This is a genomic window from Streptomyces sp. NPDC126499 (assembly GCF_040302485.1).
Classification (GTDB): Bacteria; Actinomycetota; Actinomycetes; order Streptomycetales; family Streptomycetaceae; genus Streptomyces.
This window is the reverse complement of sequence record NZ_JBEOUO010000018.1, coordinates 36,404-56,298: the sequence shown is the minus strand read 5'-3', so window position 1 is coordinate 56,298 and position 19,895 is coordinate 36,404. Positions and strand designations below refer to the sequence as shown.

At 74.2% G+C, this 19,895-nt stretch carries 24 protein-coding genes and 1 pseudogene; 13 read left to right on the top strand and 12 right to left on the bottom strand.

Features of this window, described 5'->3' with window-relative positions; genetic code table 11:
• The first annotated feature begins 17 nt into the window (after positions 1-17).
• The 7 genes from ABTZ91_RS24850 to ABTZ91_RS24820 all read left to right on the top strand — a co-directional run bounded on the left by ABTZ91_RS24850 (position 18) and on the right by ABTZ91_RS24820 (position 6,201).
• Positions 18-1,646, top strand: coding sequence for an ABC transporter substrate-binding protein (locus ABTZ91_RS24850; protein WP_352079437.1), 1,629 nt, complete (start codon positions 18-20; stop codon positions 1,644-1,646).
• Positions 1,643-2,635: an ABC transporter permease gene (locus ABTZ91_RS24845; RefSeq protein WP_352079436.1), complete on the top strand. Its 993-nt coding sequence runs from the start codon at positions 1,643-1,645 to the stop codon at positions 2,633-2,635. Before ABTZ91_RS24850 ends, ABTZ91_RS24845 begins: the two co-directional genes overlap by 4 nt.
• Positions 2,628-3,473: an ABC transporter permease gene (locus ABTZ91_RS24840; RefSeq protein WP_352079435.1), complete on the top strand. Its 846-nt coding sequence runs from the start codon at positions 2,628-2,630 to the stop codon at positions 3,471-3,473. Before ABTZ91_RS24845 ends, ABTZ91_RS24840 begins: the two co-directional genes overlap by 8 nt.
• On the top strand, positions 3,470-4,552 hold the full coding sequence (locus ABTZ91_RS24835) for an ABC transporter ATP-binding protein (RefSeq protein WP_407078020.1): 1,083 nt from the start codon (positions 3,470-3,472) through the stop codon (positions 4,550-4,552). Before ABTZ91_RS24840 ends, ABTZ91_RS24835 begins: the two co-directional genes overlap by 4 nt.
• Positions 4,545-5,252, top strand: coding sequence for an ATP-binding cassette domain-containing protein (locus tag ABTZ91_RS24830; protein ID WP_352079434.1), 708 nt, complete (start codon positions 4,545-4,547; stop codon positions 5,250-5,252). The genes ABTZ91_RS24835 and ABTZ91_RS24830 overlap by 8 nt, the downstream gene beginning before the upstream one ends.
• Positions 5,249-5,881, top strand: coding sequence for a hypothetical protein (locus tag ABTZ91_RS24825; protein ID WP_352079433.1), 633 nt, complete (start codon positions 5,249-5,251; stop codon positions 5,879-5,881). The genes ABTZ91_RS24830 and ABTZ91_RS24825 overlap by 4 nt, the downstream gene beginning before the upstream one ends.
• Positions 5,882-6,006: 125 nt before the next feature.
• Positions 6,007-6,201 (top strand): hypothetical protein, encoded by a 195-nt coding sequence (locus ABTZ91_RS24820; protein ID WP_352079432.1) that lies wholly within the window; start codon positions 6,007-6,009, stop codon positions 6,199-6,201.
• Between the two features lie 137 nt (positions 6,202-6,338).
• On the opposite strand, the gene ABTZ91_RS24815 is transcribed toward ABTZ91_RS24820, so the two are convergent.
• From ABTZ91_RS24815 to ABTZ91_RS24800, 4 genes are all read right to left on the bottom strand, one after another.
• Positions 6,339-7,136, bottom strand: coding sequence for a VOC family protein (locus tag ABTZ91_RS24815; protein WP_352079431.1), 798 nt, complete (start codon positions 7,134-7,136; stop codon positions 6,339-6,341).
• Between the two features lie 130 nt (positions 7,137-7,266).
• Positions 7,267-8,454 (bottom strand): phosphodiester glycosidase family protein, encoded by a 1,188-nt coding sequence (locus tag ABTZ91_RS24810; RefSeq protein WP_352079430.1) that lies wholly within the window; start codon positions 8,452-8,454, stop codon positions 7,267-7,269.
• Positions 8,455-8,604: 150 nt separating this feature from the next.
• A complete protein-coding gene (locus tag ABTZ91_RS24805) occupies positions 8,605-9,489 on the bottom strand; it encodes a DUF6585 family protein (protein WP_352079429.1) in 885 nt (294 codons plus the stop codon).
• Complete coding sequence (locus ABTZ91_RS24800; protein ID WP_352079428.1) at positions 9,468-9,971, bottom strand: MerR family transcriptional regulator; 504 nt, start codon at positions 9,969-9,971, stop codon at positions 9,468-9,470. Before ABTZ91_RS24800 ends, ABTZ91_RS24805 begins: the two co-directional genes overlap by 22 nt.
• Positions 9,972-9,999: 28 nt before the next feature.
• Between ABTZ91_RS24800 and ABTZ91_RS24795 the strand changes: the two genes are divergently transcribed.
• Positions 10,000-10,770: a methyltransferase domain-containing protein gene (locus ABTZ91_RS24795; protein ID WP_352079427.1), complete on the top strand. Its 771-nt coding sequence runs from the start codon at positions 10,000-10,002 to the stop codon at positions 10,768-10,770.
• A gap of 13 nt (positions 10,771-10,783) precedes the next feature.
• Entirely contained in the window at positions 10,784-11,125 is a 342-nt protein-coding gene (locus ABTZ91_RS24790) for a VOC family protein (protein WP_352079426.1), read from the top strand.
• Here the strand turns inward: ABTZ91_RS24790 and ABTZ91_RS24785 are convergent.
• Positions 11,104-11,652, bottom strand: coding sequence for an NUDIX hydrolase (locus ABTZ91_RS24785; protein ID WP_352079425.1), 549 nt, complete (start codon positions 11,650-11,652; stop codon positions 11,104-11,106). The genes ABTZ91_RS24790 and ABTZ91_RS24785 overlap by 22 nt on opposite strands.
• A gap of 64 nt (positions 11,653-11,716) precedes the next feature.
• A complete protein-coding gene (locus ABTZ91_RS24780; RefSeq protein WP_352079424.1) occupies positions 11,717-12,880 on the bottom strand; it encodes a hypothetical protein in 1,164 nt (387 codons plus the stop codon).
• Between the two features lie 454 nt (positions 12,881-13,334).
• Between ABTZ91_RS24780 and ABTZ91_RS24775 the strand changes: the two genes are divergently transcribed.
• Both ABTZ91_RS24775 and ABTZ91_RS24770 read left to right on the top strand, forming a co-directional pair.
• Complete coding sequence (locus ABTZ91_RS24775; protein WP_352079423.1) at positions 13,335-13,916, top strand: Type-2Aa cytolytic delta-endotoxin; 582 nt, start codon at positions 13,335-13,337, stop codon at positions 13,914-13,916.
• Positions 13,917-14,075: 159 nt separating this feature from the next.
• Positions 14,076-14,282: pseudogene (locus ABTZ91_RS24770) on the top strand (alpha-hydroxy-acid oxidizing protein); the annotation flags it as partial.
• A gap of 90 nt (positions 14,283-14,372) precedes the next feature.
• Here the strand turns inward: ABTZ91_RS24770 and ABTZ91_RS24765 are convergent.
• Together ABTZ91_RS24765 and ABTZ91_RS24760 are read right to left on the bottom strand one after the other, a co-directional pair.
• Complete coding sequence (locus ABTZ91_RS24765) at positions 14,373-15,110, bottom strand: dienelactone hydrolase family protein (protein WP_352079506.1); 738 nt, start codon at positions 15,108-15,110, stop codon at positions 14,373-14,375.
• Positions 15,111-15,248: 138 nt separating this feature from the next.
• Positions 15,249-16,145 (bottom strand): NAD(P)-binding domain-containing protein, encoded by an 897-nt coding sequence (locus ABTZ91_RS24760; RefSeq protein ID WP_352079422.1) that lies wholly within the window; start codon positions 16,143-16,145, stop codon positions 15,249-15,251.
• Positions 16,146-16,216: 71 nt separating this feature from the next.
• Between ABTZ91_RS24760 and ABTZ91_RS24755 the strand changes: the two genes are divergently transcribed.
• Positions 16,217-16,567 (top strand): helix-turn-helix domain-containing protein, encoded by a 351-nt coding sequence (locus ABTZ91_RS24755; protein ID WP_352079421.1) that lies wholly within the window; start codon positions 16,217-16,219, stop codon positions 16,565-16,567.
• Between the two features lie 151 nt (positions 16,568-16,718).
• Here ABTZ91_RS24755 and ABTZ91_RS24750 read toward each other — a convergent pair whose 3' ends face one another.
• From ABTZ91_RS24750 to ABTZ91_RS24735, 4 genes are all read right to left on the bottom strand, one after another.
• The gene (locus ABTZ91_RS24750; protein ID WP_352079420.1) at positions 16,719-17,171 is read right to left on the bottom strand and encodes a DUF6114 domain-containing protein; all 453 of its coding nucleotides are present in this window, start codon (positions 17,169-17,171) and stop codon (positions 16,719-16,721) included.
• A gap of 2 nt (positions 17,172-17,173) precedes the next feature.
• Complete coding sequence (locus tag ABTZ91_RS24745; RefSeq protein ID WP_352079419.1) at positions 17,174-17,827, bottom strand: DUF6230 family protein; 654 nt, start codon at positions 17,825-17,827, stop codon at positions 17,174-17,176.
• Positions 17,828-18,029: 202 nt separating this feature from the next.
• The gene (locus tag ABTZ91_RS24740; RefSeq protein WP_352079418.1) at positions 18,030-18,737 is read right to left on the bottom strand and encodes a TetR/AcrR family transcriptional regulator; all 708 of its coding nucleotides are present in this window, start codon (positions 18,735-18,737) and stop codon (positions 18,030-18,032) included.
• Positions 18,738-18,976: 239 nt separating this feature from the next.
• Positions 18,977-19,108: a hypothetical protein gene (locus ABTZ91_RS24735; RefSeq protein WP_352079417.1), complete on the bottom strand. Its 132-nt coding sequence runs from the start codon at positions 19,106-19,108 to the stop codon at positions 18,977-18,979.
• A gap of 111 nt (positions 19,109-19,219) precedes the next feature.
• Between ABTZ91_RS24735 and ABTZ91_RS24730 the strand changes: the two genes are divergently transcribed.
• Complete coding sequence (locus tag ABTZ91_RS24730; protein WP_352079416.1) at positions 19,220-19,885, top strand: Tat pathway signal sequence domain protein; 666 nt, start codon at positions 19,220-19,222, stop codon at positions 19,883-19,885.
• Positions 19,886-19,895 lie beyond the last annotated feature (10 nt).

The following is a 19,895-nucleotide window of genomic DNA, read 5'->3' as shown; positions in this document are numbered from 1 at the left end:
AGAGGGGTGTGGACACCATGGCCGCCCGAACCGTCCGCCGCGCGACCGCCGCGATACTCACGGGGGCCGTCGCCCTCACCGCGGCGGCCTGCTCCAACCCGGGCAACGGCGCAGCGGGCTCCGGCGGCCCCAAGGACTCCGCCGTCGTCGGCATCGCCTACGAACCCGACACCCTCAGCCCCCTCCTCGGCTACGGCAAGGACGGCAACTCCAAGATCTTCGACGGCCTCCTCGCCTTCGACGCCGACCTGAGGCTCCGGCCCGCCCTCGCCGCCGCCCTGCCCACGGTCAGCGCCGACGGCCTCACCTACACCTACAAGCTGCGCGCGGGCGTGAAGTTCAGCGACGGCAAGCCCTTCACCGCCAAGGACGTCGTCTTCACGTACAAGACGGTGCTCGACCCGAAGACCAACAACCCGTCCAGGACCGAGCTCGACGCCCTGAAGGACGTCAAGGCCGTCGGCGACGACACCGTCGTCTTCACCCTCAAGTACCCCTACGCCCCCTTCGCCGAGCGCACCGTCCTCGCCATCGCCCCCGAGCACGTCGCGGGCCGGCAGGACGTCAACACCGGCCCCTTCACCACCAAGCCGGTCGGCACCGGCCCGTACGTCCTCACCGGCTGGTCCAAGGGCGAGAAGCTCACCTTCCAGGCCAACCCGAACTACTGGGGCGGCGCCCCGGCCGTGAAGAAGTTCACCATGGCCGTCATCAAGGACGACGACGTCCGCGCCACCCGCCTGCGCGCCGGCGACCTCGACGCCGCCATCCTGCCGCCCAACCTCGCCGCCGGCTTCAAGGCCGACAAGGCGAAGAAGACCTACGCGGCCACCACCTACGACTACCGCACGGTCACCCTCCCCACCCACAACAAGGTCACCGGCGACACCGCGATCCGCCGCGCCCTCGACCTCGCCGTCGACCGGCAGGCCATGGTCGACAAGATCCTCGAAGGCGCCGGCAAGCCCGCCTACGGGCCCGTCCCCACCGACAGCCCCTGGTTCGCCAAGGGCACCGAGCGCCGCCACGACCTCGCCGGCGCGCGGAAGATCCTCGACGAGGCCGGCTGGAAGCCCGGCCCCGACGGCATCCGCGTCAAGAACGGCGTCCGCGCCGCCTTCCCGCTCTGGTACCTCTCCGGCGACAAGCTCCGCCAGGACCACGCCCTCGCCTACGCCTCCGACGCCAAGAAGGCCGGCGTCGAGATCAAGACCCAGGCCGGCACCTGGGAGGTCATCGAACCCCGCATGAAGACCGACGCCGTCCTCGCCGGCGGCGGCTCGCCCGGCGACCCCGACTTCGACCAGTACCTCCTGCTGAAGTCCTCCCTCGCCGGCGACGGCTTCAACAACATGGCCTGGTACGACAACAAGGCCGTCGACCGCGCCCTGGAGGAAGGCCGCCGCACCGACGACCCCGCCAAGCGCCGCGCCGCCTACGACACCGTCCAGCGCGAACTGGTGAAGAACCCCGGCTACACCTTCCTCACCCACATCGACCACCTCTACGTCGTCGCCGACCGCTGGACCACCGACGCGGGCGACCTCACCACCCAGACCGAGCCGCACGACCACGGCCTCGCCTCCGGTCCCTGGTGGAACGTCGAGGACTGGAAGCCGAAGGGCAGCGGAGCGGCCGCGAAGTGAGCCGCCGCCTCCCCTGGGGAGCCATGGCCCGGATGACGGGACGGCGCGCGCTCGCCGCCGTCCCCGTCCTCCTCGGCGTCACCCTCGCGGTCTTCGCCGTCGCCGCCGCCTCCCCCTTCGACCCCGTCAAGGCCTACGCCGGCACCGCCGGCCTCACCGCCTCCCAGGAGAACCTCGACCAGCTGCGCGCCAACCTCGGCGCCGACCGGCCCTGGCTCACCCGCTGGTGGGAATGGCTCGGCCACGCCGTCACCGGCGACCTCGGCGACTCCAGCGTCATGCGCCAGCCCGTCGCCGACGTCATCGCCGAACGCGTCGGCTGGTCCGCGCTGCTCGCCGCCACCGCCTTCCTCCTCGCCGTCGCCCTCGGCACCGCGCTCGGCGTCCTCGCCGGCCGCCGCCGAGGCGGCCTCCTCGACCGGGCCGTCAGCTCCGCCGCGTACACCCTGGAAGCCGCCCCCGCCTTCTGGCTCGGACTGCTCGCCATCTGGCTCTTCGCCCTCAAGCTCGGCGCGCTGCCCGCCGGCGGCCTCACCGACACCGCCAGCGACACCGTCACCGCCGGCCAGGTCGCCTCGCATCTCGTCCTGCCCGCCGTCGTCCTCGGGATCTCCCAGCTGCCCTGGTTCTTCCTGTACGTACGCCAGGGCGTCGGCGACGCCCTGGAGGAGGACCCGGTGCGCGGCGCCCGCGCCCGCGGCCTCGGCGAACGGACCGTCCTCACCGGCCACGCCCTGCGCTCCGGAATGCTGCCCATGCTCACCCTCATCGGCTCCCGCGTCCCCGAACTCATCACCGGCGCCCTCCTCGTCGAGACCGTCTTCAGCTGGCCCGGCATCGCCGCCGCCACCGTCCAGGCCGCCGTCTCCGTCGACTTCCCGCTGCTCGCCGCGCTCACCGTGCTCGCCACCGCCGCCGTCCTGCTCGGCAACCTGCTCTCCGACCTCCTGTACGGGCTCGCCGACCCGAGGGTGGGCTTCGATGGCTGACCCCCAGGGCACCCGCACACGGCGGATCCGCCTGTGGAGCTCCGCCCTCGTCACCGGCGCGGTCCTCCTGGCCGTCCTCCTCGTACCGCCCCTCGTCCAGCTCGACGAACAGGCCGTCGACCTGGGCAGCAAGCTCCTGCCCCCGTCGTGGGAGCACCCCTTCGGCACCGACGACGTCGGCCGCGACCTGCTCCTGCGCTGCGTCTACGGCCTGCGGATCTCGCTGCTCGTCGGCCTGGTCGCGGCCCTCGTCGCCACCGTCATCGGCACCGCCGTCGGCGCCGCGGCCGGAGCGCTCGGCGGGCGCACCGACCGGCTCGTCATGCGGATCGTCGACGGCTTCGCGTCCGTGCCGCACCTGCTGCTCGGCATCTTCATCGTCGCCATGTTCCGGCCCGGCGTCTGGCCGGTGATCGTCTCCGTGGCGCTCACCCACTGGCTCTCCACCGCCCGGATCGTCCGCTCCGAGGTCCTCTCGCTGCGCTCCCGCCCCTTCGTCGACGCCGCGATCTCCGGCGGCGCGTCCCGGTGGCGGATCGCCGTGCGGCACCTGCTGCCCGCCGTCCTGCCGCAGGCCGGACTCGCCGCCGTCCTCATGGTGCCGCACGCCATGTGGCACGAGTCGGCGCTCTCCTTCCTCGGCCTCGGCCTGCCCAGCCACCAGGCCAGCCTCGGCAACCTCGTCCAGAGCGCCCGCTCCTCGCTGCTCGCCGGCGACTGGTGGCCGACGCTCTTCCCCGGCCTCCTCCTCATCGTGCCGACCCTGGCCGTCGCCGGCCTCGCCGGCCTCTGGCGCGACCGGCTCAACCCCCGCCGACGATCGGAGCTGATGCTGTGACCGCCGCGAACGAGCAGGTCCTGCGCGCCCTCGAAGCCGGCACCGCCGAACGCGCCGACGACGCCCTCCTCAGCGTCCGCGGCCTCACCGTCCGCTTCCGCCTCCGCGGCGGCCGCACCGTCGCCGCCGTCACCGACGCCTCCTTCGACCTGGGGCCCGGCGAATGCCTCGCCCTCGTCGGCGAGAGCGGCTGCGGCAAGTCCGTCCTGGCCTCCGCCCTCCTCGGCCTCCTCCCCGCGAACGCGGAGACGGAAGGCGCGGCGCTGCTGGGGGGCGGCCCGGGGGCCGCCGCGGCGCCGGGCGATGCGGCCAGGGACACTCGCGCCCAGGACGGCGGCACCGACCTGCCCCGCGTCGATCTGCTCGCCGCCGACGAACGGACCCTCGCCCGGACCGTACGCGGGCGGCGGATCGGGCTCGTCCCGCAGAGCCCGGCGGCCCATCTGACGCCGGTGCGGACCGTGCGGGCGCAGCTGGAGGAGACCGTACGGGCGCTGACCGGCACCCCGCGCCGGGAGCGGCGGGCCGTGGCCGAGGCCGCCGCCGAGCGGGCCGCGTTCCCCGTGGGACACCTCGACCGGTATCCGCACGAGCTGTCCGGCGGGCTCGCCCAGCGCGCGGCCACCGCGCTCGCCCTCATCGGGGACGCGCCGCTGCTGCTCGCCGACGAGCCCACCACGGGGCTCGACCGCGAACTCGTCGACCGCACCGCCGACGAGCTGCGCCGCCACGCCGACCAGGGCAAGGCGCTGCTGCTCATCACCCACGACCTGGCAGCCGCCCGGCGGGTGGCCGACCGGGTGGCCGTCATGTACGCGGGGCGGATCGTCGAGATCGCGCCCGCCGACCGCTTCTTCGGGGAGCCCGGCCCCCGCCACCCCTACGCCAGGGGACTGCTCGACGCCCTCCCCGAGCGCGGCTTCACCCCGATCCCCGGGCTGCCGCCCGAACTGTCGAACCTGCCCGCCGGCTGCGCCTTCGCCCCGCGCTGCCCCGTGGCGACCGACGCCTGCGCCACCCGCCCGGAACTCCTCGCCGGCGTCGCCTGCCACCACCCCGACGGAGCACCCCGTGCTTGAACTGACCGACGTCACCGCCGGATACGACCGGCGCCACCCCGTCCTGCGCGGCGCGAGCCTCACCGTCGCCCCCGGCGAGGCCGTCGGCCTGCTCGGCCCCAGCGGCTGCGGGAAGTCGACCCTGGCCCGGGTGGCCGCCCTGCTGCACCGCCCCGACGCCGGCCGGGTCGTCCTCGACGGCACCCCGGTACGGGCCTGGCGGCACCGCGCCCCGCGCGCCCTGCGCACGGCCGTCGGGGTCGTCTTCCAGCAGCCCCGCCTGTCCGCCGACCCCCGCCTGCGGCTCGCCGACCTCATCGCGGAGCCGCTGCGCGCGACCGGCCGCCGCGACCAGGTCCCCGGCCGGCTCGCCGAGCTCGTCCCCGCCGTCGGCCTCACCGAGGACCTGCTCGGCCGCCGCCCGCACGAGGTCAGCGACGGCCAGCTGCAGCGCGCCTGCCTGGCCCGCGCCCTGGTCCTGCGGCCCCGCTGGCTGATCTGCGACGAGATGACCGCCATGCTCGACGCCTCCACGACCGCCGCCCTCGTCGCGGCCGTCGAGTCCTACCGCGCCGAGACCGGCGCGGGCCTGCTCGCCGTCGGCCACGACCGGGTGCTCCTGAAACGCTGGTGCGACCGCACGGTGGAGTGGGCCGACTGCCTGGCCGCCGAAGACCCGGAAGCCGGGTCGGCCGGCGGACCGGGGGAGAAGGCGGCATGACCGGCCCCTGGGCGGCGCTGCCCGACGACCACCCCCTCGGCGGGCTGCGGCCCGTCCTCGACGGGCCGGACGCCGAACTCGGCCACGAGCCGCGCGAAGGCTTCGAGGACCGCTGCTGGGTCCTGCACGCCATCCGCGACGAGCAGGGGCGCCGGCTGCGCTGGCACGAGGTGCTGGCCCAGGCCGGCCGGAGCCTCGCGGACTGGCCGCACACCCCCTCGTACCTGCTCTTCGAGGGAATCGCCGGCACCGAGGCGTACGACGGCCCCTCGGACGGCGAGATCGACCACGAAACGCTCGTACGGCTCGTCGAACTCCTCGCCCGCCACGGCTCCGGCGGACCCGACACCCCGTGCTACGCGGTCCACGCCGGCATCGAGCGGGCGGAGCACCCGCTCCCGGCCCGTCTCGGGCGGCTCGCCGACGCCCCCGCGCACCACGCCGCCAGGGAAGCGAACTTCCCCGCCAACTGGTGGGCCGTCGACGGAAGTTGGTTCGTGCTGACCGACTGGGACCTGTGTGCCACCGAGGTCTTCGGCAGTGCCCGGCTGATCGCCGCCCTCCTCGCCGACGAGGAGCTGGAGGCGGTCCGCCACCCGAGCATCGCCGAAGCCTTGGCCACACCCTGAGGAACGGCCGGATCCGGAAAGTCACCCGGATGGCCGCCCTGCCATGCGTCCGTCCGGTTCGTCCGTTACGTCACACTGTCCGCCGAACGCCGCAATTCCTGTGCGGCGCAAGGAGGGTGAGCGTGATGGCCATTTCCGTGTCCGTGGTGCTGCTTCTGCTGATCCTGGCCGTGATCTTTCTCCGCAGCGGCGGCCTGAAGCTGTCCCACGCGATCGTCTGCGCGCTGCTCGGCTTCTTCCTGGCGAGCACCAGCATGGCGCCCACCATCCAGAACGGCGTGGCCGCCACCGCCAACGTCGTCTCCAGCCTCAAGCCCTGACCTTCCACCGCGCCCCCGGCCCGGTGCCCCCACGACGTCGACCGGGCGCCGACCACCCTCGGCCGGAACGGCCGCGCACGGCGATGCCCGGAACCCCCGTGGTCCCGGGCACCGGCGCGTACGGCGGGGGAGAGGAGTCACTCCATCTCGGGCATCTCGCCGACCGTCGTCCGCACGTCGATCACCGCGAACGCCGCGCCCTGCGGGTCCAGGAGGGCCGCGAAGCGCCCGAAGGGGCTGTCCATCGGCCCGAACACCTTCCGGCCACCGGCCCGCTCGGCCGCCTCGACGGCCTTGTCGCAGTTGTCGACGGCGAAGTAGATCTGGATGTACGCGGGGATGTCGGCCGGGAAGTCGTCCGCCGTCATCACCATCCGGCCGAGCACCGGGTCGGCACCGAGGTCGAAGACCCGGTAGTCCATCTGCTCGTCCTTGATCTTCTTCGAGTTGAAGCCGAACACCCGGGTGAAGAAGTCGTCCGCCTTCGCCGGCTCGCGGGTGAACACCTCCGCCCACACGTAGCTGCCCGCCTCGCCCTCGAGCTCGAAGCCCTCGTGGGTGCCCGGCTGCCACACGCCGAAGACCACACCCGTCGGGTCCTGTCCGAGGCACATGGAGCCGAAGTCGCCCACCTGCATGGGCTCCATCAGGACCGCGCCGCCCGCCTGCCTGATCTTCTCGGCCGTGGCGGCGACGTCCGGAGAGGCGAAGTACAGACACCAGGCCGACTTCGGCTCGCCGTCCTGGCCGGGCATCGGCGGCACCACCGCCGCGACGGCCTTGCCGTTCTTGTAGGCCTGGGTGTAGTTGCCGTACTCCGAGGAGGACTCGCCGAAGGTCCAGCCGAGCACGTCGCCGTAGAACGACTTCGCGCCCTCGATGTCCGTGAACATCGCGTCGGTCCAGACCGGGGTGCCTTCAGGTCGTGAGGGCATGACGGTGACTCGCTTCCGATCGATGACGTCTCTGTCTCACCGGCCACGCTAGCCACGACCGGCGCCGTGCGCTCGGTGACCCACCGTGAGCACCGGCACCCGTCGCCCCGGCGGCCTCGTCTCCCGCTCCTCAGCCGCGGGAGAAGACGCCGACCCCGTTCGGAACGGGCCGCTCGACGCCCCCGCTCGGATGGTTGCGCACCGTCACCGACGCCTCGCCCGCCGCCCGCGCGACCAGCGTCGACGAGCCGCCGCCGTCCAGACCGAAACCGTCGCGCGCGCCCTCCGCCGCGAGCAGCTCGGCGACCTCGGCGAGCGTCATCCCCGACCGGAGGCCCGGCGAGCCGTCCAGGGCCATCAGCAGCATCCCCCGGCCGTCGTCCGTGACGGCCGCCGCCGTCCGCACCGCCGAGGTGACCCGGTCCAGGCCGGACAGCGGCGTGCCGTCGCGCAGCAGCGGATGGCCGCCGACGGCGAAGCGGTACGGGACGCGGGAGTCCTCCGCGACCAGCCGGTGGCGGACCTTCACCCGGTCGCCGACCGCCAGCGCCCGCAGCCGCCGGGCGCCCGCCTCCCGCCCCACCAGGACCTCCGTGTCCCGCGCGACGGGGCCACGCCCCGGAGCGTCCGCCACCGCCACGACCCGGTCGCCGCGCACCGTCACCTCGTACGTCTCCGTGGAGCACGGCGCCGCCCGGTCGGTGTCCGTCCCGCACACCGCGCGCTGCCGCGAGGCGCCGCCCCACGCGGCGGTGTACGCACCGACGGACCCCACGGGCAGCGCGTACTGGTTGAGCCCGCCCAACGGGAACGAACCCTCCGGCGCGTCGACCGACCCGTCCAGGACCAGCCGGTCCATCCGGGCCCGGCGGTCGGTCCCCACCCCGAACACCTCCCGCGTCCCCGTCCCCGGTGGCAGCGCCGGCCCGAACCGCTGTCCCCGCGGCACCGCCGCCTTCAGGTCCAGCCCGCCGGCGACGGCGGGCCCGACCGGCGCGCCGGTCGCCTCCACGCCCGGATGCTGCGTCTCCGAGAGGTGGAAGAAGTCCCCGTTGACCCCGGCGACCGCGCCGCGCGCGTCCGCGAGCCGGGACAGCGGCGAGCGCGCCGCCACCACCCCCGGATACAGCAGATCGACCTCCACGCCCGCGTGACGCAGGTCGACGGAGAGCAGATGCACCCGGACCGTCCCGCGCGCCGCCGTCGTCTCGAAGCTGCGGTACGCCACCCCCGGCGCCAGCTGCCGCCAGGCCGCCGCGCCCGCCGCCCCGGGCGCGAGCCCCAGCGCCACGGCGCACCACACGAGCAGCAGGGTCACGACCGCACGCGGCCGCGTCCGTCGACACGTCACCGATCCCCCCGCCCTCCTGGCGTCCCCGACAGCCAGGCCCCCTGGCGCCCACTCCAATGTCCCAAGGCGAAGGGGAGTTGACCAGACGCCCGTTCGGGTGAAGCGCGGTCCGGAGACTCAGCGACGGACCTCGCGCGCGTCCGGGAACAGCTCCTTCACCAGCGTCCAGAACACCGGGAAATCGGGGATGTCCTTCGCCTCTCGCGCCCAGCGTCCGGCCCCCGCGGTCCGCACCACGACCAGACCGTCCCCGCGCCACTCCAGCCGTCGCACCCGCTCCCACGGCGCCTTCCCCGACGGCAGCCCGATCCCCTCCGCGTGCAGCGCCACCTCGCCGAACACGACTCGCTCGCCCTCCTCCAGGGCCGTCACCGCCGGAGGCAGCGCCCGGCGCACGGTCTCGTCCAGGACGATCTGCGCCAGCTCGCGGATCTGCGGATCGCCCGCCCGCGGCACCGCCGTCTCCTCGTCGAGGAACCCGCCGACGGTCACCCCGCGCCGGTCGCCGGTGCGCAGCCGGTACGCGTAGTGGGTGCCGGTGTAACCGCCGTTCAGGTACGTGCGCGTGACGTCCTGGTGCATGGCCGTGACCGACCGCCAGGGCACGGCCCGCGCGGTGCCGCCCTGACCCGGGCAGACGAGCCCCCGCTCGTACAGGTACACGTACTGCCCGGGCCGCAGCGCCGGCGCGGGCGCGCGGAACGACCGCCACAGGAACCGGACCAGGGCGCCGAACGGCACCAGTAACAGGGGCACTCCGAGCCCCGGCCCCACCAGTCGCGTCGCCAGGGCGGGCAGCGCGAGGGCCGCGCCGGCGAGCAGGAGCACGAGGAGCTGCGGCAAGGGCCTTTGGCGCCCCCGCCGTCCCCCGTCCTCACCGTCGTCGTCCACGTCGTGCCGGGCGCGGAACCCGCGCAGATAGACCCCGAGCTCCGCCTCCCGCGCCGTCCGCGTCGCCACCTCGTCCGGCGGCGGCACCGTCACCCGGTCGAGCTCCCCCATGGCGCATCCCCCCTCGGGGGTGTCCCGCGCGCACCCCCGTCGGCATGATGACAGCGGCCGTCGGCCCCTGCCAGAGCCCCGGCGACCACACCGCGGAAGTCCGGGCAGTCCGCCATGTCGGGGTGAGCGCAGCCCAGAGCGCACTCGACGAGCTCCAACCGGGCCCGGGCGCGGGCGATGTCGGCGCGCAGCGCCGCCGCCCGGCGCCGCAGCACCTCCCGCCGGTCACCGGCACCGCCGGGCGCCGCCAGCAGCGTGCCGATCGCGTCGAGCGAGAGCCCCGCCTCCTTCGCCCGCAGGATCACCGCCGTCCGCACCACGTCCGCCGCCCCGTACACCCGCCGGCCCGCCGCGTCCCGCGCCGGGTCCAGCAGCCCCACGCTCTCCCAGTGCCGCAGCACGTGCGGAGCGAGCCCGAAGCGGCCGGCCAGCGCGCCGATGCCCAACGCGCCGGAGTCCCCCGGCTGTTCGCTTGACTTCATGTCGACATGAAACGGCAGCGTGGCACGCGTGTCCACGAAATCCGCGGCCCAGCCGCCCTCCCGCCCTCCCGCCCGCCTCCTCGCCCTGCTCGACCGCTTCGACGACCTGCCGTCGGCGCGACGGCTCCGCGCCCGCACCTACGACCTGCTCGCCGCCGAGCCCGGCGCCCGGGCCGTCGACGTCGGCTGCGGGACCGGACGCGCCGTGTCCGAGCTGGCCGCCCGGGGCGTACGGGCCGAGGGCGTCGACATCGACGCGGAAGCCCTGGCGCTGGCCCGGGCCCGCCATCCCGGCCCGGCCTTCCGGCACGCCGACGCGTACGAACTCCCCTTCGCGGACGGCACCTTGGACGGCTATCGGGCCGACAAGGTCTACCACGGGCTCGACGACCCGGCCCGCGCCGCCGCCGAGGCGTACCGGGTGCTCCGGACCGGCGGGCGGATCGTGCTCGTCGGCCAGGACTGGGACACCCTCGTCCTCGACTCCGACGCCCCCGAGCTGACCCGCCGGCTCGTCCACGCCCGCGCCGACCGCGTCCCGTCCCCGCGCGCCGCCCGCGCGTACCGCGCACTTCTGCTGGACGCCGGCTTCACGGACGTCACCGCCGAGGTCAGCACGGACGTCTTCACCGGTCCCGACATGCTCCCGCTGGTCACCGGCCTCGCCGAGGCGGCCCGCGCGTCGGGCGACGTCGGCGCGGCCGAGGCCCGGGACTGGCTGGCCGACCAGCGCCGCAGGGCCGAGACGGACCGTTTCTTCCTCGCCCTGCCGCTCTTCCTGGCGGCCGGAACGAGATGAGATGATCATCGGCATGCGTATCGAATCCGTGGTCACGCGGCAGCGCGTGGACGACCTCGACGCGGCCGTGTCCTTCTACGAGAAGCTGACCGGCGCGCCAGCGAACCGCTTCGCCTTCGCCGGGGTCGGCCTGGCCGCCGTCGGCCCTTTCCTGCTCTTCAGCGGCCCGGACGAGGCCGTGGCCCAGGTGGCCCGGGTGGCCGCCACGCTGACCGTCGCGGACGTGTCCGAGGCGGTCGCGGAAGCCGTGGCGGCCGGCGCGGAGGTCGTCGCACCCGCCGCACCGACCCCGAACGGGCACCGGGCGGTCCTGCGGCACCCGCACGGCGGTGTCTACGAGTACGTCGGCCCCTGACCCGGTCCCTGGCCCGGTCCCTGACCCGGACCCTGGCCCGGACCCCGAGGGCCCGGCTCCATCGCGTACCGGTGGAACGGTCCCTCGGGCAGCGGCAGTTGGGGCAGCCAGAAGGCCAGGGTCTGCGCCGAGGGGAGGAAGAGGGACTCCGGCAGCCGGTCCGGGGGGAACCACTCCCAGCGGTCGATCTTGTCGGGCTCGGCCACGGCCGGCGTGCCGGTGTGGGCGTGCACGACCGTCGCCGCGGTCATCCGGGTCAGCTCGGCCGAGGTCGCGGTGTCGAGGATCAGGCCGATGACCGAGACGTCGGCCGCCGAGGCCACCAGCGTGGTCTCCTCGGCGAGTTCCCGCACCGCCGCCTGCTCGATCGACTCGCCCGGCTCGACCTTGCCGCCGGGCAGCTCCCACACCCCCGAGCGGTGCAGACCGAGCAGCACCCGGCCGGCGCCGTCGGTCACCACCACGCCCGCGCCCAGGGAGGCCTGGGCGTCGGGCGGCTGGGCGTTGCGGTGGGCGGGGACGGTCATGACGGGCCTCCTCCTGCGGGATCGGGTGCGGACCCCAGCCAACACCATGGCGCGGACAGACGCGTCACAGCACCGCGATGCCCAGCGGGCGCGAGCCCGCGGGCAGGCGGCGGGTGGAGCCGTCCGACAGGTCGACGACCGTCAGGCCGTCCCAGAAGCCGTCACGGGTGAACCCGCCGGTGACATACGCGGTGCGGCCGTCCCGGGAGACGGCGACGTTCTCGTGGGGGCCGTCCAGCGGGACGACCCGCTCGGTGCCGTCGGGTTCCCGGACGGTGAGCGAGGGCCCGCGGTCGGTGGCCGGGTCGATGGGGCCCGTGCCGACGGTCAGGAGGGTGCCGTCGGGAGTGACCGTCACGCCGTGCTGGTGGGTGTTCGCCGTCATCGGCCGGATCTCCGAGCGGCCGGTGCGCGGATCGACCACCACGAGCCGCTCGCCCTCGAAGGGCAGCAGGAGCCGCCCGTCCGAGGGCCGTACGGCCGCGTAGTGCGGTTTCAGCCAGGAACCGAGCCCGCCCTCGGTGCCGTAGGGGGCCACCTCGTTCCGGCGGGTCCCCAGGCCCTGCGCCCGGACCACGGTCACGTCGAAGGAGTCGTGGTTGGTCGCGTACACCTCCGAGCCGTCGCGCGCGACGTCCACGTCGAAGGGGCGCCGGCCGACCGGCACCCGGCCGGTGACCTTCAGCGAGGCGGTGTCGATCACCTCCAGGGCGCCGTTGCCGCCGGGCACGTTCACGCCGACGTAGACCCGGCGCCCGTCCGGGGAGAGCGCGATGCCCATGCCGCCGCCCCGGTACTCGCCGTCGGTCACGGGGCCCGACGCGGTCCGGTACGGCACGCGCGCGAGGCGGGTGCGGGTCTTCGTGTCCACGACGGCCACCCCCTCGGCCGTGGACACCCAGGCGCGGCCGTCGGCGCCGACGACCAGGCCGTACGGGGCGGTGCCCACCTCCACGGAGGCGAACGGCCCCCGGGCCGGATCCACGAAGGTGACGGTGTCGGAGCCGAAGTCGGCCACGAGGAGCGTGCCGGCGGGGGTACGGCCCGACGGCGAGGGCGCCGCGCTCGCGGCGGGCGGTGCGGCCGTGGCCGGGCGGCTCGGCGCGGGCGGTGCGCCGGTCGCCGGGCGGCTCTCGGCGGACCGGGCGGGCTCCCCGCCGCCCTGGGCGCAGCCCGCGAGCAGGGTGACGGAGACGGCCAGCACGGCGAGGGCACGGGATCGGTTCATCGGCGGAGCTCCCCATGAGCACGGGCGGACGGACGTCGGGAGCGCGACCGGACGGCCCGCACCCGCTTCCCATGCTCCGGCCGCTCCCGGCGCGCGCGGGTCAGCCGATCGGCTGACCCGCGGGCCGGTGCCCCGGACGAGGAGCGCGGCCGCCCCCGTCCGGCGGGGCGCCGTGCCCGCGCAGCAACAAGGTCTTGACATGGGGCATACAGGGAGGAAACTTGTCAATACACCGGAATACCGGAGAGAGCCGCACCCGCCGCCGGAGACGTCCGACGGCCCGCGTGACTTCGATCCAGGCTCTGGCCAGGCCCCCGGCAGATCCCGTCGGCGACGCGAGCGCCCGTGACGACGGACGGCCCGCGAACCGGACGAGGATTGCCGGGGACTGTCATGCCCGGACATACTGACGCCTCCTTGATCAACAGATTGTTGAAAGACATAAGGAGGAGTCTTGGCCGCCAGTTTCAAGACGGTCATCGAGGTCGGGCCCGCCCACCTCGCCCAGGCGGAGGCCCTCGGCCGCGCCTTCCAGGAGGCCATCGCCCCCGCCACCGTGAACTTCGACTTCGACCACATCCGCGACGCCGCCGCGGCCCTGCCCGACAGCGCCGTCGTGAAGATGGTCCGCGGCTGGGGCCTTCAGGAGGAGGCCCCCGTCCTCGTGATGGTGCTCTCCCTCAAGGAGGCCGTACGCCAGGCGCTGCCGCCCGAGTCGGCGGAGGCATCGTTCTGGGACACCATCGAGCGCGAACTCGTGAGCGCCTTCACCGGCCTCGCCGACCAGGAGGGCATGCCCGGCCTCTCCTACTACGAGGAGGCACCCGACCGCACCCGCTACTACCGCGACCTGTTCTTCGCCCTGCAGGACGAGGGGACCGGCGCCTACCTGTACGCCATCGCCTTCTGCATCGACGTCACCATCGGCCTCGACAAGGCCCGCGTCGGCGCCCTGCGGATGACCGACACCGCCCCGTTCGCCCTCAGGCTCAACGCGATCGTCGTCCGCCAGGACCTCGCCCCCGTCGCCGCCTGACCTCCCCGTGATCCGTCACGGCCCGCCGTCCCGGGCCATGGCCACCCGCGGGCACCGGGCGGTAGCGTCCCCGCAGCGAAGATCTGCTCACCCCGCTGCTCATGGCTCCCGTCGGGGTCATGGGCCTGTGCGCCCAGGACGGACACGGCGACCCCGCCGCCCGCCGACGTCGTCAAGGCGCTCGCCCTCGGCACCACCCCCGTCGCCGTCGGCCGCCCCTACGCGTACGGCCTCGCCCTCGACGGCACCGACGGCATCGTCCACGTGCTGCGCTCACTGCTCGCCGAGGCCGACCTGATCATGGCCGTCGACGGGTACCCGACCCTCGCGGACCTCCGGGTAGAAGGGGCCCTGCGCCGGGTCTGAGCCGCCTGCGAGCCGGGGTCCTGGCCCCGTCGGCGGACGCGAGCGAGCCACGCGCCGGCGGGGCGGCGGATGCCGGCCTTCTCACCTGGGTCATGCCCCCGGATCCTCCGTCACGGGCAGGCACTCGGCGAGCAGGTCGAGGACGTCGCGCCAGGCCCGCTGTGCGTGCTGGGGGTGGTGGCCGACGCCGGGGACCGTGGGGTGGTCGACCGGCGGGTGGTGGAAGGCGTGCAGGGCGCCGCCGTAGACCGTGAGGCGCCAGTCGACGCCCGCGGCCCGCATCTCGGCGGTGAACGCCTCCCGTTGCGCGGGCGGCATGATCGGGTCTTCCGACCCGACCCCCGCCCACACGGGGCAGCGGATGCGTGCCGCCTCGCCGGGCCGGCCGGTGGTCAGCGCGTTGACGGTGCCGATCGCGCGCAGGTCGGCGCCGGCGCGACCCAGTTCCAGTGCGATCGCGCCCCCCGTGCCGTAGCCGACGGCGGCGATCCGGTCGGGGTCGGTCCGCGGTTCGGAGCGCAACACGTCGAGCGCCGCATGGCCGATGCCCCGCATCCGGTCGGGATCGGCGAGCAGGGGCAGGCAACGGGCCAGCATCTCCTCGGGGTCGCCCAGATAGCGCCCACCGTGCAGGTCGAAGGCCAGCGCGACGTATCCCAGCTCGGCGAGGGCGTCGGCCCGGCGGCGCTCGATGTCGCTGAGCCCCATGCCCTCGGGTCCGACCAGCACCGCGGGCCGGCGGCCGGCCCCGGCCGGGAGCGCGAGGTGCCCGATCATCGTCAGATCGTCGGCCGGGTACTCGACCGTACGCGTCGTCACTTGCGTCATCGTCGTCATGAGACGGGACGGTAGTGAGCGGCACGCCCGTCCGGCCGGTGTTCCGCCGCCGGCGGAACAGCGCGGTGTCCCTCCGGAACCGGGGGAGGGTTCGCGAGAACCGGCACCCCCCATGGCGGGGCTCCGGCTTCAGCGGCGGCCGAGGACCTCGGCGATCCGGGAGAAGCCGTCCGCGCCGTGGCCGAGCGCCACGGCCCGCCGGGCGAGGCCCTCGGCCGCCCGCATCACGCCCGCGTCGATGCCGTGCGACTCCGAGGCGTGCACGACGTGCGCCATCGTGGACACCGCCGAGGTGATCGGATTCCCCTCGCCGGAGAAGGTGCCGTTCTCCACCTCCTCGGCCACCTCCTGGAACACCGGTGGCAGGATCGCGCCGATGCCCTGCGCGAACGGTGCCAGTTCGCGCGGCGAGACGCCCTCCGCGGCGGCCAGCGCGAGCGCGTGGCCGTAACCCGTCATGGCGGTCCAGAAGATGTCGAGCAGCGCGATGTCGTACGCCGCCGCCCGGCCGACGTCCTCGCCCAGGTGGGTGTGCGTGCCGCCCAGCGCGTCCAGCACCGGGCGGTGCTCCCCGTAGAGGTCCGCGGGGCCGCTGTGCAGGAACACGGCCGCCGGCGTGCCGATGGTCGTGGTCGGCGTCATGATGGCGCCGTCCAGATAGGCGATGCCGTGCTCGGCGGCCCACCGCCCGGTGTCCCGGGCCCGCTCGGGGACGTCGGCGCTCAGGTTCACCAGTGCGCGGCCCTTGAGCGCGGCCGTCACCTCCTCCTGGCGCAGCACGGCGTCCGTGGCGTCGTAGTTGACCAGGCAGACCACGGTCAGCGGGCTCGCCGCCACCGCCTCGGCGGCGCTCGCGGCGCCGGCCGCGCCCCGCTCGACCAGCTCGCGGTCACGGCCCGGGGTGCGGTTCCACACGGTGGTGCGGACCCCCGCGGCCAGGAACGCGCCGGCCAGCGCGCGGCCCATGGGGCCGAGCCCGATCACGGTGACGGACCGGTCCGGCGTGGACTCGGGGGAAGAAGACATGAAAGAACTCCCTTGTAGTGAAGGCAGGACGGAAGAACGTACGGAGCAGAGGGAAGAGAAGGACGAGGACGATGACGAGCATGCGGACCAGGGAGACGAACGTGTGCGGTGTCACCGCCGCCGTCTCGGTGATCGACGGCAAGTGGAAGACACTGCTGCTCTGGCTGCTCGAATCCGGCCCGCACCGGCCCGGCGAACTGCGCCGGAGGATCCCCGAGATCAGCGAGAAGGTGCTGACCCAGACACTGCGGGAGATGGAGGAGGACGGTCTCGTGCACCGTGAGGTGTACGACGTGCGGCCGCCGAAGACCGTCTACTCGCTGACCCTCGAGGGCCGCGAGCTCTCCGAGGCGCTGGCTCCGCTGTCGGAGTGGGGCCACCGCCGGCTCGACCGGCTCGTCATGGAACGCGCCGTGTCCTGAGGCCGCTTCCTGCCTGGTCGTTCTCTCCTTTCCCTCGGCCACCACCAGGTTCTCCCGGGGGCCGTGGCGTCACAAGTACCCACAAAAAAGTGGGTGTGGCGCCCGCTCGGAGAAGGGCGGACGCCAGTGACCGACAAGGGAGCGGCGCGCGTCAGCCGGCCTCCTGGGTACGGCGGTTCCGGCGCGCCCACGGGCGGCGCCGGGGCCGGTCGGGCAGCCAGCCGAAGGCCAGGGAACTGCCCACCAGGCCGAGCAGCATGCCGACGAAGAACCCGCCGAGGTTGGACGTCACCCAGCTCGCGAGCGACGCCAGCACACCGATCACCGAATAGAAGAGCCGCTGACGGGGGTTGACCACGATGAGCACGCCGCAGACCACCATCATGATCGGCAGCACATAGCCCGCCAGGCTGTCCGCGCCGGCCGCGAGGACCACCGACACGCTGGCCCGCTGGGTCACCAGGATCTCCGCGCCGCCGAGCGCCAGCGCGAGGCCCGCCCCGAACGGACGGCGGTGCCGCCAGCTCCGGAAGGCCCGCCAGGGGTGCCGGCGGCGGTGCCCCGCCGCCGGGGCCGCGACCGCCTCGTCCGTGCCCGGCGCCATGCTCAGCAGCCCTTCGGGCTGAAGCGCATGTGGAGATCGGGCAGGGTGAACCGGGTCGCCGTGGTGGCGTAGTTGGTCTGCCGCACGTTCTTGATGCGCACGGTGTCCGCCTGCTGGCCGAAGGAGCCGAGCGGGCCCTTCACCGGAGGCTTGTCGAAGGTGCTGGCGTCCCCGCCGATCTCGATGTTGTCGAACTCCGCCAGCTTGGCGGCCATCGCCGTCGAGTCGGTGGTCAGACCGGAGGCCTTGACCGGGGTGCCCCTGTTGCCGGCGGTGATCAGCAGATGCGTGCCGCCGAGCTCCACGCTCTGGCACAGGTTGGTGAGCTTGGCCTCGCGGATCGCGGTCACGATGACCAGCACCTGGCCACCGGTGTCGCCGGCGTTCGGGCTGCCCTCCGCCATGTTGTCCAGGGCGCCGAACTGCCCGAAGCCGGTGCCCTCCAGGGTGTCGGCGGTCACGGTGAACGGCATGCCGGAGATGGCGAACTGGGCGGCGAGGGCGCCCTGGGCGGTGAGCACCACGAGGGTGCTCGCGGCGAGCAGCGCGGGGACGCCCATGAGGGCGGCGCGGCGGTAGCGGACCCCGCCGCGACGGTCCGCACCGCCCGGGGAGGGCGGCGAGACGGGGTCGGTGGTGCCTTCGGACAGGGCCATGCGGTGCTCCTGACGTGATGAGGGAACAGAGCGCGGCGACGTCCTGGCGCGGACGGTTCCCCATCCACCTGGGTCTTCCCGGACTCGTGCGGAGGCGGCCGTGCCGCAGGGAACCGAAACGGACCGTACGCGCCGTTATAAGTCGCGTCAACCAGTCAGTAACAAAAGCTTGTTGACGATCATTCAGCCGTTTTCCCGGCGATCATTCAGGGTCGGCCGGGCGGGCGAACGGCGTCACGACGACATGCACCAGCACGTCCAGGAGACCGGGCAGCCCGCCGGTTCCCGTGCCCGCGTCCGCGAACCGGCCCTCGTCGACCGCCCGGTGCACCGCCGCGTGCACCGCGCCGACCACCGTGTCCACCAGCTCCGCCCGCTCCACCCCCGGCGGGCCCGGTGGGGCGTCCGCGAAGAACCGGCGAAAATCGGCCAGAAGTTCGGTCCGGGCCCGGCGCCCCGCGGGCCCGACGGACTCGATCTCCACCACCATCGTGGCGAAGGCCGGCGTCTGCGCGAGCAGGGTCAGCAGCACCCGCAGCCCGGCCCGCACCGCCACCGGCCAGTCACCCGCGCCACCGGCCTCGTCGTAGGCCCGCTGCATGGCCCGCACCACCGTCTGCGTCCCGCCCCGGTACGCGGCGAGCACCGCGTCCTCCTTGCCGGAGAACAGCTCGTAGAACACGGGACGGGTCACCCCGGCCGTCCGGCAGATGTCGCTGATCCGCGCCCCCGTGTAGCCGTTCGCCGCGACCGTGCGGGCCACGCCGTCGAGGAGGCGTTCCCGCTGACGGGAGGCCACCTGCTCGGCGCTCAGCCGGCGCGGCCCGGGGCGCAGCGAGCGCTCGGGCTCGCGGCCCGTGCGGGCCCCCGGCAGGACCAGTTCCTCCTCGGCGCCGCGAACGCTCGTCATCGGCCACATCCTTCTGCGGTTGTTGACGTCACATACTCGACAGGATTACAACCCTCGTGGGTTTTCCTCTCGGTGCTCCGGGCGATCCGGTGGAGCCGCACCCCAGTGGGACGGGATGCGCCCCCGCCGCGCACCGCACACCGAGTATTACGCTCCACCCCGTATCGCGACACCGCTGCCGGAGATCCGTGGCGCCGGATCGTTCCGGCGGCGGCCGTCGCCCTCATGGTGCCGCCGTGTCACCACGCCACCGTGCCCATGCCTCGCGCCGTCTCCGGCGCACCGTCCCCGTCGTCCCCGGCGTCCTCGTCGGTGACCTCGGCGACGCCGGAGCCGCGACCGGTGTGCGCTCGGCGCGTGATCCCCACCACGGCGCACCCCCTCGTACCTCCCCGGTGCGCGTACGTCCCCGCGTGCGCCCACCGTACCCACGCCGACCGTCGCGTTCTTCCACGCTCCGCCTTCGTGCGAAAGGAACCCCCATGGACAAGCGTGCCCTCTCCGCGGCCTTCGGAGCCGCCGTCGCCGCCGTGCTCGCGGTGACCGCCTCCGCCTCCGCGACCGCCTCCGCCGGAAACGTGCTGACCACCGGCAGCGCGGGCGGCACCGCCGTCGCGGCCGGTGACGTGCTCTCCGCCTCCCTGGCCTCCGGGTCCCAGGCGAAGATCACCACCACCCAGGGCGGCAGCACCGGCATCACCTGCAACAGCTCCGCCTTCACCGCCACCGTCAACAGCAACCCGACCGCTCCCGGTACGGCCACGGAGACGGTCACCGCCCACACGCTCAGCAGCTGCACCACCAACATCAGCGGCGCCACCGGCGTGCAGAGCATCACCGTCAACAACCTGCCGTTCGCCGCGGCCGTGTCCTCCGGGGGCAGCCTCACCGTCTCCGCCGGCGCCGCGGGCCCGATCCAGACGACCCTGAAGATCAACACCATTCTGGGCGTCACGACCTGCGTCTACCGGGCCGGCAGCCTCACGGCGACGCCGAACAACGCCGACAACTCGCTCAGCTTCGCCAACCAGCTGTTCACCAAGTACAGCGGCCCGTCCACCTGTCCGGCCAACGGCTACTTCAGCGCCAAGTACGGACCCGTGCGCGACACCAGCCAGGCCGGCAGCCCGGTGGTGTTCGTGAACTGACGTCCCACCA